General features: G+C 38.6%; 7 protein-coding genes and 2 pseudogenes. 2 read left to right on the top strand and 7 right to left on the bottom strand.

Annotated features, from left to right (window positions below):
* Positions 1-386: 386 nt before the first annotated feature.
* On the top strand, positions 387-1,673 hold the full coding sequence (gene gltP / locus CFY84_RS10340; protein ID WP_088824272.1) for a glutamate/aspartate:proton symporter GltP: 1,287 nt from the start codon (positions 387-389) through the stop codon (positions 1,671-1,673).
* Between the two features lie 52 nt (positions 1,674-1,725).
* Here gltP and CFY84_RS10335 read toward each other — a convergent pair whose 3' ends face one another.
* The 7 genes and pseudogenes from CFY84_RS10335 to fruB form a co-directional block, all read right to left on the bottom strand.
* Positions 1,726-3,051, bottom strand: a complete 1,326-nt coding sequence (locus CFY84_RS10335) for a basic amino acid/polyamine antiporter (RefSeq protein ID WP_088824271.1) — start codon at positions 3,049-3,051, stop codon at positions 1,726-1,728.
* Positions 3,051-3,935: a homocysteine S-methyltransferase family protein gene (locus CFY84_RS10330; protein WP_088824270.1), complete on the bottom strand. Its 885-nt coding sequence runs from the start codon at positions 3,933-3,935 to the stop codon at positions 3,051-3,053. Before CFY84_RS10330 ends, CFY84_RS10335 begins: the two co-directional genes overlap by 1 nt.
* A gap of 127 nt (positions 3,936-4,062) precedes the next feature.
* Entirely contained in the window at positions 4,063-5,739 is a 1,677-nt protein-coding gene (mqo, locus tag CFY84_RS10325; RefSeq protein ID WP_088824269.1) for a malate dehydrogenase (quinone), read from the bottom strand.
* A 233-nt stretch (positions 5,740-5,972) separates the two neighbouring features.
* Positions 5,973-7,697, bottom strand: coding sequence for a fructose-specific PTS transporter subunit EIIC (locus CFY84_RS10320; protein ID WP_088824268.1), 1,725 nt, complete (start codon positions 7,695-7,697; stop codon positions 5,973-5,975).
* A gap of 9 nt (positions 7,698-7,706) precedes the next feature.
* On the bottom strand, positions 7,707-8,639 hold the full coding sequence (pfkB, locus tag CFY84_RS10315; protein ID WP_088824267.1) for a 1-phosphofructokinase: 933 nt from the start codon (positions 8,637-8,639) through the stop codon (positions 7,707-7,709).
* A 2-nt stretch (positions 8,640-8,641) separates the two neighbouring features.
* Positions 8,642-10,291 (bottom strand): annotated as a pseudogene (gene ptsP / locus CFY84_RS11400) (phosphoenolpyruvate--protein phosphotransferase); the annotation flags it as partial.
* A 71-nt stretch (positions 10,292-10,362) separates the two neighbouring features.
* Positions 10,363-11,491: pseudogene (gene fruB, locus CFY84_RS11395) on the bottom strand (fused PTS fructose transporter subunit IIA/HPr protein); the annotation flags it as partial.
* Between the two features lie 290 nt (positions 11,492-11,781).
* Between fruB and ybaK the strand changes: the two are divergent.
* Complete coding sequence (gene ybaK / locus CFY84_RS10305) at positions 11,782-12,252, top strand: Cys-tRNA(Pro) deacylase (RefSeq protein ID WP_088824265.1); 471 nt, start codon at positions 11,782-11,784, stop codon at positions 12,250-12,252.
* The last annotated feature ends 286 nt before the right edge of the window (positions 12,253-12,538 follow it).

The raw sequence follows: 12,538 nt of genomic DNA, 5'->3' as shown, positions 1-12,538 counted from the left end.
TCTTCTGCTATATTTTAAATTTTGGTGAAAAACTAACAATGAAACAGGATTGAAAGCGATTGTAGTTAAAGTATGATCAAAGCTTGAAATGCAAGTTTTACCCAAGGTATGATGGAAAGGGTATTATTTTGTCTGATATTTAGTTAATGCTTTTTGTTTTACCTAAATTGTTGTTTATTATAAAAAAATTAAAATATAATTTTTTAAAGGTAAGATAATTCATAATTTTTTATTGACGCATCATAACCTCATTAGTACATTAGTCGCGTTTTGAACGGAGCATCGCCAAAATTCGGTTCTGAATTTTCGTGCTTTATTTTCCATTTCCTGTTCTGTAATGCAGACTCGCATTCTAATTTACAGGATTATAACAGGGTACTAAATTTATGAAAAAAGTGAAGATTAGTCTTGCTTGGCAAATCCTAATTGCGCTGGTACTTGGGGTAATTGTTGGGGCAATTTTACATGATCAAACAGAACTGAGAGATCATGTTGTTACTAACTTTTTAAAACCTGCAGGTCAGATATTCATTAGTCTGATTAAAATGATTGTGGTACCAATTGTTATATCTACACTGATTTTAGGGATAGCTGGTGTAGGAGATTCTAAAAAATTAGGGACTCTTGGCTTAAAAACAATTATTTATTTTGAAGTGATCACCACGGTTGCGATCATTTTAGGTATCTTCCTTGCAAACACATTCCAACCAGGTATTGGTGTGGACATGTCATTGCTCCATAAAGTTGATATTTCTCAGTATCAACATACAACCGAGCAGGTTCAGTCAGGTTCGCACAGTTTTGTACAAACCTTATTGTCACTGATTCCGTCTAATATTTTTAGCGCAATGGCCAATGCGCAAATGTTACCAATTATCTTTTTCTCGGTCATTTTTGGTGTAGGCTTATCTTCACTGCCCGTTGATACAAAGCAGCCTTTATTAGATATTATGAAGTCTGTGTCTGAAGCAATGTTTAAAGTGACACACATTGTGATGATGTATGCGCCAGTTGGTGTATTTGCTTTAATCGGTGTTACGGTTGCAAGCTTTGGTTTCTCTTCACTGATTCCTTTAGCAAAACTTGTTGCATTGGTTTATGCTGCAATCTTGATTTTTGGTCTAGGTATTCTAGGATTAGTGGCTAAATTCTGTAATTTAAATATCTTCACGATTATTAAGATTTTAAAAGATGAATTGATTTTAGCGTTCTCAACCGCTAGTTCTGAAACAGTTTTACCGCGTATTATGCAAAAAATGGAAGCATATGGTGCGCCAAAAGCGATTTCAAGTTTTGTTGTACCAACAGGTTATTCATTTAACTTAGATGGTTCAACACTTTACCAAAGTATTGCAGCTATTTTTATTGCGCAGTTATATGGTATTGACTTGTCATTAACGCAAGAGATTGTTCTAGTATTGACGTTGATGGTGACATCAAAAGGAATTGCAGGTGTGCCTGGAGTCTCTTTTGTGGTGTTATTGGCAACGCTTGGTTCAGTCGGTATTCCATTAGAAGGCTTGGCATTTATTGCAGGTGTTGACCGTATTTTAGATATGGCACGTACAGCGTTAAATGTTATTGGTAACGCGCTTGCTGTACTTGTAATCAGTAAGTGGGAAAAGCAGTTCGATGTTGAAAAAGCCAAAGAATATGAATTGACGTTAAAATAATATAGCGTCTGTAATAAAAAAACGGTTCTTTCAAAGAACCGTTTTTTTGTGCTTATTGCTTTGCTGACTGACGCTTGTGAGTCCAATAACTGTAGAAGAAAATGATTAAGCCCAAAGTATACAGCGTACCTGAGAGTAGAAGTAATGACACACCAGCGGCATAAATGAGCCAAAGTGCATAAATTGTAGCAACAGCCGCAATAAAAATATGTTTAGCATGCCGTTTTTGTGCTGATTCTTTCAAATAAAATGCAGAGACTAAAAAGTAAGGCAATAAAATCATTACAGATGAAATCAGCAACAATTGCGTATAGTTTTTATTGAAAAAGCAAACTGCAATTAAAGAAATCTGTACGACAACAGAAGTGAGCCAAAGCGAAGCAATCGGCACATTGTTGGCATTGGTTTTTAAAAATTTTGCAGGAAATGCACCATTTTTAGCTGCTAAATAAGGAATTTCCGTTGCGAATAAAGTCCAACTTAAATAAGATGAAGCTACAGAAATAATTAAACCAATGGTAATAACAATGGTGCCAGGTAAGCCAATCAGATGGGTCAGAATAGTTGCCATTGAAGGGTTTTGCATACCTGCAATTTCTGCACGGCTGACAATCCCATAAGACAGTACTGTGACCATTACATAAAAAATCAGCGCAACTAACACACCAAGTACAGTGGCTTTACCAATATCATTACGGTGTTTGGCACGTGACGACATGACCACAGCGCCTTCAATGCCTGTGAACACCCATAACGTAATGAGCATCAAATCTTTGACTTGTTGCCAAACAGGCGTCTTTAAGGACAAATCAAACAAATTAAGCTGAAATACATCAAGTTTAAATGCAATAAAACTAAAGATAATAAAAATGACCATTGGGACAATTTTAGCAATCGTTGCCAACAAATTCACAATCGCTGCTTCTTTAATACCGCGGCTAACTAAGCCATGGACCAGCCAAACAAAAATAGATGATCCAATCACTGCATATAAGGTGTTGCCTTCGCCAAAGATGATATGTTCTTTGGTGTCTACAAACATGCCTAAAGCAGAGAAGGCAATGACAACATAACCGACAATACCAACCGTAGTACAGAGCCAATATCCCCATGCTGAACAAAAGCCAATTAACTCTCCAAATCCTGCACGGGCATAGTTGTAAATACCGCCATCAAGCTCAGGATATTGACGTGATAAATACAGCAGTGAAAAGGCCAAGAATAAAATACCAATCCCTGTAATGCCCCATGCAATTAATAAAGCCGTTCCATTGGATACAGCAGCCATATTTTGTGGCAGGCTAAATACACCAGAGCCCACCATTGAACTAAACACCAAAGCAGTTAATGCCACAACACCAATTTTATTTGTCGACATTACAATGACTCTGCTTTTAACGTGGTACTTAATTTGGCAATATGTTGTGGAGAGATGCCACAGCAACCCCCAATAATACTTGCGCCTGCTTCTTGCCATTGTTTAGCAAAGCTTAAATATACATCTGGGCTCAAATCTGCACGGACTTCATCTAATCCATCATTGGCTGTTGCACTTTCATTTTGCGGAGGAAAGGCATTGGCATAAGCACCAATTTTGATGTCTGGTAACAAGGCTCTGATTTGTACAATGGCTTTTAAAATGACTTCAGGCTGACAGCAATTGAAAAGAACAGCATTGGCACCAATTTTTTGTAAAAGTGCAGCAGCTTGTGTGAGGTTTTCGCCTGAACGTAAGGTGGCTTCTTCTAATTGGATTTCATCTTGTAAGGTAAAAGATACCCAATACTCACGCCCATCTTTTGGAATAAATTGATGCACCAATTCAACTTCTTTTAAGCAAGACTGCGTTTCTGCGAGCCAAAAATCGACACCTGTCGACAACGTTTGAACAATTGGCGTTATCAAGGCTTCAACATGATCTGCTTGGAATAAATCGGCACGATATGAGCCAAATAATGGCGGAATACAGCCTGCAATACGAGTTTGTGTTGCTGTTTCAGCCACTGCTGCTTGAGCTTGCTCTAATGCGATTTGAACCAATGTTTTACTTTCTAGTGCAAAGCGCTCTTCACCAATATGAAACGGAACCACAGCATAGTTATTGGTGGTAATAATATCTGCACCTGCATGAATAAAGTCGATATGCACGGCTTTCACTTCTTGTGGAGCTTCCCATAACGCCAACGCTGACCATTCAGGTTGGCGAAAGGGTGCACCACGGCGGGCTAATTCACGACCCACACCACCATCTAAAATTTCCATTTCTATTCGATCTATATAACCATCATGGGCTGAGTATACTAAAAACTCTTTTTTCTAGTTAATGAAGTTTTTGATAATCATATTCAGAAAAAAAGAAATAGAACATCAGTATAAAGCAGCCCTCTGTTTATAATGCACCGTATTTTTGCCATGTACCATGAGATGTTTCAGTATTCTGATCCACTTTTACAGGGGGTGTTGGCGTAAATAAATCATGTGGTGTTTCATAATTCAGACCCAAAATTTGGCTGGTATAGTGACGGGTTTGATCAAGTAACACAGCGTCTTGGCGTAAATCTTGTTGATAAGATCGTATAATTTCATGCAGTTTTGGACGCCAATTGTCTTGGACTTTTTCAGGAAATGCCTTTTCAAGCAAGCTGAGCATGATGTATGGTGAGGTTGATGCACCAGGTGATGCACCAAGTAAAGCCGTAACAGATTTGTCAGGAGATACAAAAATTTCTGTACCAAACTGCAATTTTGCAGGCATATCTTTTTCTTTTTTAATAATTTGCACGCGCTGACCGCCTTGGCTAAGGTGCCAATCTTCAGCCTTAGCATTTGGATAATATTTCTTTAATTCATTAAAACGGTCTGCATCAGACATCAAAACTTGACTGATTAAATAACGCACCAAATCTAAGTTTTCTAAGCCAATTAATGTCATTGGCAGAATGTTATTGTGAGTGGTTGATGTCAGTAAATCGAACTGCGAGCCATGTTTTAAGAATTTATTTGAATATGTGGCAAAGGGTCCAAAGAGTACATATTTTTTACCATCAATATATCGGGTATCAATATGCGGAACTGACATGGGTGGAGCACCCAATTCAGCACGGCCATACACTTTTACGGTGTGTTGAGCTGTAATGGCAGGATCATCTGTCATAAGAAATTCTCCACCCACAGGAAAGCCTGCATATTTATTGGCTTCAGGTAAGCCCGTTTTTTGTAGCATTTTAATTGCTGCACCACCTGTACCAATGAAGACAAAGCGTGCTTTTACTAAAGTTTTGGCACCTGTTTTTAAGTTTTTGGCTTGAATAGTCCATGTTTTATCAGCATTTTGGCTAATATCAGTGACTTCGGTCGATGTATTTAACTTAAAGTTTTCAGTATGTTGTAAGTGAGCAACCAATTGCTTGGTAATTGCACCATAATTGACATCTGAGCCAATATCCATTTTGGTGGCTGCAACTTTTTGCTGAGGGTCACGCCCTTGCATGACCAGGGGTGCCCATGTTTTGATGACATTCGGATCTTTCGAAAACTTCATGCCTTTAAACATTGGATGGGTAATCATCGCAGCATAGCGTTTTTCCAAGAAATCAACATTATCACCCCAAACAAATGCTTCATGCGCAACAGGGTTAATAAAAGTGTTTGGCTTATCTAACACATGATTACTGACTTGATATGCCCAAAATTGCTTAGAAATTTCAAATTGATTGGCAACATTCACTGCTTTTGAAATGTCCATTTTACCGTCTTTTTCTTCGGTATAATTCATTTCCATAAAGCCTGAGTGACCTGTTCCAGCATTATTAAAGCCATTTGAGCTTTCTTGAGCCACTTGGTCTAAGCGTTCATACATATTGATATGCCAATCAGGCTGTAACTCATTTAAATAAGTGCCAAGTGTTGCACTCATGATTCCACCACCGATTAAAACCACATCGACAGTTTGAGGTTCATTTGTCGGTGTGAGTGTGGGTGATGCAACAGGTCGGTATAAAAATGTAGCCAAGACCATTACGATGGTAAGTAGGAAGATAAGTAAATACTTGCCAAATTTTTTCATAAAGCTGTCCTAAGCAAAACAAGATCTATCCTTAGATCTAATATTACATGTGTAATTTAATGTATTGATGTTCCAAATTTTATGTCTATCAAAGACATGGCTATTGAGCGTATCGTGAGCTTGATATTGTAAACGTGAATCATTTATAAAAACCATTTCATATTGTAAATGAGCTGCGTATTTAAAAAACAAAAAAGCCAAGTCACTGACTTGGCTTTTTTGTTTAAAAAAACTTATGCTTTTTGAGGTTCAGCTTCAACCAGTTCAGTATGTTTTTTCTTGAGAAAGGCATATGATACCCCAGTCAAAATACTGCCTGAGAAAATTGCAATGAGGTAGAGTAAGCCATGGTTAATGGCATTTGGAATCAACAATACAAATAAGCCACCATGCGGTGCCAGTAATTCACAGTGGAAATACGCAACTAATGCACCTGTTAATACACCACCTAAAATACAGCTTGGAATGACGCGCATTGGGTCTTTCGCTGCAAATGAAATTGCACCTTCAGAGATGAAGCACAGTCCCAATACAAAAGAGGCTTTACCTGCATCGCGTTCAGCTTGATCAAATTTAGCTTTAGCCAAGAAAGTCGCAATTGCCATACCAAGAGGAGGGACCATACCGCCCGCCATGGTTGCTGCCATTGGCATATAAGTATTGGTGGTAAGCAAACCTACTGTAAATGCATAAGCTGCTTTATTGATTGGTCCACCCAAATCAATACACATCATGCCCGCAAGTAGCATACCCATCGCAATCGCATTTGCTGTACCCATGTTGTTTAAGAAGTTTTTCATGGCATCAAACAGATAAGCCACAGGGCTACCCACCACGTAGAACATAATTAAACTGGTAATAAGCGTTGCGAATAATGGGATAATCAAAATTGGTTTAAGTGATTCAACACTTTGCGGCAATGGAACTTTTTTGGCAATGAATAAAGCAACATAACCTGCGAGATAACCAGAAACAATACCGCCTAAGAAGCCAGCACCCAAAGGTCCCGCTGCCAAAAAGCCACCAATTAAGCCTGGTGCTAAACCTGGACGATCCGCAATAGAATAAGCAATATAGCCTGACAGCATCGGCACCATTAAGGTTAATGCTGTTTTACCAATCACGCTTAAATTACCGCCAAGTGTACCTTCTACTGGGTTTAGACCAAAAATCAGTGAAATTGCAAGGATAAGACCACCTGCAACCACCATCGGTAACATAAAAGAAATACCCGTAAGTAAATGCTTATACAAACTGATTTTTTCTTTTTTGTCGTGAGAAGCGGCCGCTGTTGCTTGTCCATGATTGGATTCAAGTACAGTTGCTTCTTTAATCGCATTTTCAAATGCTTTATTGGTTTGCTTTAAAGCAAAACCTGTTCCACAGCGATAAACACGTTTACCCGCAAAACGGTCAGTATTGACTTCAATATCTGTGGCTAAAATCACAATATCTGCATTTGCAATATCTGCATCAGATAAAATATTTTTTGCCCCGACAGAACCTTGCGTTTCTACTTGAATGTCATAGCCGAGTTTTTTTGCACCTTGTTGTAATGCCTCAGCAGCCATAAAAGTATGCGCTACACCTGTAGGGCATGCAGTAATTGCAACAAACTTGGTCGCTCCTGAAACAGGTGCATTCGATACCAACTGATCTAGCGTGGTAGCATTGGTCAATGCATTTTGAAGAATGTCTTCAGCATCATTTTGAATTAAGTCTAAACTGACAATCGATACTTTTTTATTTTTAAGCGCATCGACTAAGTTTGGCTGTCGGCCAACCACCACAACATAGTCTACTGCTGTGATCGTATCTAACTGTTCTATAGATTGTACAGTCGTCGTTTCATAGCCACGTGATGTAGCAACACTTGCCAATTTACGTGCAAGTAGAAGTGCATTGACAGGCTGTTCAGAACTATGCGGTACAAATAAAATATGTTTAACGTCTTGCATTTTACTCACCTAGATCAATGAATCGACAAAGATTTGTGTTTTTAGATTGTCAATGATTGATAAATCTTCGATTGCAAATCCAATTTGCGTGACTGCATTACTTCCAATTGCAGTTGCTGTTTTTAACGTTTCTTCAGGCGTTGCCTGAATTAAGAAACCATGAATCATCCCTGCAACCAGCGAATCGCCTGCACCAACAGTACTTTTTACAGTTACTTTTGGCGCATTTGCATGTAAGGGGTGAGTTGGGTGAATCCAATTGACGCCATGTTCACCCATTGAAATTACAATATTTTCAATTTTGAAATGTTGTGCCAAAACTAAATTCTTTTGTTCAGCATAAGTTTCCGCAGGCTGATGATATGCTTCTGTCAATTCTTCAGAATTTGGTTTTATTAACCATGGATTGGCAGATATAGCAGCTTTTAATGCAGGACCACTTGTATCTACAGCGACCTTTTTCCCTTTGGACTTGAGCCACTCAATCAGCTCAATCAGCTCATCGGTACTAAAGCCTTGTGGAAGGCTACCAGAAACAGCCACAATTTCAACTTGATCTAGCAGTGTCTCAATGGTTTTAAATAAGGTCTTTTTAGCAGCATCATCTACAAAAAAGCCTTTGCCATTAATGTCTGTCATACGGCCAGATGCTTCGCCAACTTTAACGTTGTAACGTGTTTCACCTTCAATATAGATGAAATGGTTTTCAAACCCTTGTTTGGCAAAATGGTGATCAAAAATTTCACGGTTGCTCTGACCAAGAAAACCAGTAATGATTGGGTCATGTCCCAAGTCTTTCAGGACTTGGGCAACATTTAACCCTTTTCCTGCAGCAAGGCTTTGAGCTGATTGCTGACGGTTGACATGACCGACCTTTAACGCATCAACTTGAACGGTAATGTCAATTGCAGGGTTTAATGTCACGGTTAAAACTTTTGCCATGGTTATTCACCTAGTTCTCTTACAGCTGTTGCACTATCACACAGCAATGCTTGCTGGGCAACTTTTTGGCATTCAGCAAAATTTAACTGACGTATTTGTGCTTTTACAAGCGGAATGCTTCCACTTGACATACTAAGCTCATCTACACCGAGTCCTAAAAGTACAGGAACTGCTTTTGGATCAGCTGCAAGCTCACCACAAATCCCAACCCACTTACCATATTGATGCGCTGCTCGAACAGTTTGATCAATGAGCAATAGAATACTTGGATGTAAACCATCTGCTTCAGCAGACAATACAGGATGCCCACGGTCAATTGCCATGGTGTATTGTGTTAAATCATTGGTACCAATACTAAAGAAGTCAACTTCTTGAGCAAGAATTGGGGATAACAATGCTGCAGATGGAACTTCAATCATCATACCCACTTCAATATTTTCACGTGGGTATTCAGCAAAAATCTCATCAAAAATCGCTTTCGCTGCGCGCCATTCTTCAACTCGACCAATCATTGGGAACATGATACGCAATGGACGGTTATCAGATGCACGGAGTAATGCAACCAATTGCTTACGCAATAAGTCAGGCTTACGCAAAGTTAAACGGATACCACGAATACCAAGGAATGGATTTTCTTCCTCAGGAATTGGTACGTAAGGAAGCGGTTTATCCCCCCCGACATCCAATGTACGGATGACTAAAGGTCTGCCTGCCAAATCATCAAGGATAATTCGATATTCAGCTTCTTGAGTTGCTTCATCAGGCGCACTTTTATGAGCCATGAACACCAATTCTGAACGGAGTAAACCAATGGCTTCTGCACCATCTTTTACAGCTTTAATTCCGGCATTGACTTTACCAATGTTGGCTGCAATTTCAACTTGATGATGATCAAGTGTGATGGCTGGTTCTTGACTGTGTTTTTCAGCTTCAATTCTTAATTGACGTTGGCGTTCTCGTTCAGCAATCGCATGGTCAATTAAGTCAGCTGTAGGATTAATCACATAATCGCCATTGTCACCGTTAATCAATACCGTTGTTTTACTTTCGATATTTAATACCGATGCGCCTGCACCAACTACAGCAGGAATACCAAGTGCACGTGCGACAATTGCACTATGGGCGCTTGCACCACCAACAGCTGTTAAAATACCTGCTACACGCTCTTTATCTAAACGTGCAACATCACTTGGCCCAACATCGTGCATAATTAAGATATACGGCTCTTCTGGCTCAGAAATGACAGGTGCATTGCATAATACAGCAAGTACACGCTCACCAATGTCACGTAAATCAGCCGCACGTTCAGCCAATAAATGATCTTTTAACGATTCTTGTGCTTTGGCTGCACTTTCAATGTGTTCATACCAAGCAGCAGGGGCAGACAAGTTTTGCTTTAAACCTTTATGTACACCTTGAATTAAATCAGGGTCATCAAGCATTTCTAAATGTGCTGTAAAAATTTGCTGAATGGCTTTAATTTTAGTTTCAGAAATCAGTTGATGAATGTTTTGCTTGACTTGCTCAATGGCTTTTTCAAGCTTTTCAGTTTCAACTTTAACATTTTTACTTTGACGTTCATATTTAAATTCACGTGGCTTTAACACATGTGCAGGGCCAAAAGCCAATCCTGCAGAGGCTGCAATACCTGAAGTTTGGTCAGCGCTTTCATCATCAAAGCTTAAAACATCTTCTGTCACATGTTCATTTTGATGACTAAGGTCATCAATTGGCTCAACCTCTTCACCTAAACCTTGCTTCACTGCATCAATCACTTGATCTAAACCAAGCACAGCATCTGTATCAGGTTCAGCAATAAAGGTTAAAACTTGACCACGTTTACAGCCTAACGACAGCAATTTGGTTAAGCTTTTAGCCGATACATAAGCACCATCATCAACAGCAACTTGTAAATCACCTTTGAAGGTTTTGCTAATATTGACAAGATGTGTTGCTGGTCTTGCATGTAAACCATGTGCATTGGCAAGCGTTACTTGTTTTGATGGCCAATCTGGAATAATTTCAGCCCCAATGATTTGTGCAATCTCATGACTGTCATTTTCATAGGTTAATTTTTCACGCTGACTTGGATCAAATAAAATATCAATTAAACGATTAAACTGGGGTAAATCTAACTGCTCATTACTGGCAATACATAATAGTGTTGTAAGCGTGTCATTGTGATAGGTCAGTGCTTGATCCGGCTTCACAATACTAATCGCAGGAGTAATCACATAATCTGTGGCAGTAATTGACCAAATGCCTTCACCTAAATGAATCATTTGCTTTGGATCTAAAGCCGTTAAAAACCCCGGTTCAACAAACTTTTGTTGCTTGAGCAGTTGTGATGCATGCCAAAATAAATCATCAGTATCTTGTGCAGGTATATGCGTTGAAATTAAATTTTCATGCAAGGATAAAGACAGCGGCTGCGCTTGTAATAGTTCAATAATTTGTTCTGCAGAAGTCGCTGTACGCACTTGCTCTGATACATCATTAATCAGTGCTTTTGTGAGTACTTGTAATACTTGTAAATGCTCATCTGATTTTGCTGCGATCACCACAGCTAAATAAATTTTATTTTCCCCATCCCACACTACGCCTTCTGGAAAATGTGCTAAACGGACACCTGTTTCTAAAATATATTGTCTTGATTGTGGCGTACCGTGGGGAATAGCAATGCCTTGACCGAGGTATGTTGCACTTTGTTGTTCCCGTGCTTTTAAACCTTCTAAGTATTCAGGAGTCACCAGTTTATCTTCAACTAAAATGTTGACTAAGCACTGTAACGCCTGAGTTTTATCAGCAGCATGTTGATCCATTCTAACATGTTGTACATCTAGCGCTAACATAAAATATCCTTGAAAAACATCATAAATCGAGTTGAGGCGCGGCCTTTTTCGAGAACAATTGAAAGGCAAATTCTACTATGATCTGGCTTTAAATTCAGTTCTTTTTGATCGATAGGCATAGGCGTAGATTCATTTTATAAAGTTTACTTTAATTAAATTAAAATAGGTTGATAATTTTCATTTTTAAAAATTTTAAGTAAATCATTTACATACCATTTTAATGGTTTAATCATTTTTAAAATACTCATACAATACTTCCTTTTATTGTGCCAAGCAAAGAAAATTAATCCATGACCCCTGCATGTAAGTTATTAAAACAACACAGGATTAGCTATACCATACATGAATACAAGCATGAAGCAAATTCGACTAACAGCTATGGCTTAGAGGCTGTAGAAAAATTAAATTTGCGACCTGACGAGGTGTTTAAAACCTTACTTGTATCAGATGGACGAGCTTATTATGTGGCGGTTTTACCCGTGAGTCATCAGCTAAATTTAAAAAAAATGGCAGCAGCAGTTGCATGTAAAAAGTTGTCATTGGCAGACTTAAAAGATGCTGAGCGAATTACTGGTTTTTTAGTCGGTGGAATCAGTCCGATTGCGCAAAAAAAACGATTGAAAACCATTATTGATGCAAGTGCAGAACAACTAGATAAGGTTTATGTCAGTGCTGGACGCCGAGGTGTAGATATTGGATTAGCACCGCATGATTTATCTCAGTTATTAGGCGCACCATTTGTTGATGTTTTGGATGAGTGATATGAATACTTAACTTGCTTTATACCCTGATATCAAATTGCGTATTATTTTTAGACGTCTCAGCTTATGGCTTTAAGATGGTAAAATGCTCATATTTTAATTGTTTTTACAGTTGTTGGCATAATTCCCTGATTAGTTTGGCTTTCACGAGAAACAAACTCACAAAAAATATATGCGGTAATCCTGCAAAGTAGACACTATTTTGCCTTGTTGATGATTCGGGTGCTGAGAAAGAATGCTTTATTCTCTATTAATAAACTAAAGATGTTTGAAAGCATACTTTTTT

Origin of the sequence: Acinetobacter apis (assembly GCF_900197575.1) — a bacterium.
Classification (GTDB): domain Bacteria; phylum Pseudomonadota; class Gammaproteobacteria; order Pseudomonadales; family Moraxellaceae; genus Acinetobacter; species Acinetobacter apis.
This window is presented reverse-complemented; position numbering and strand designations above follow the sequence as displayed.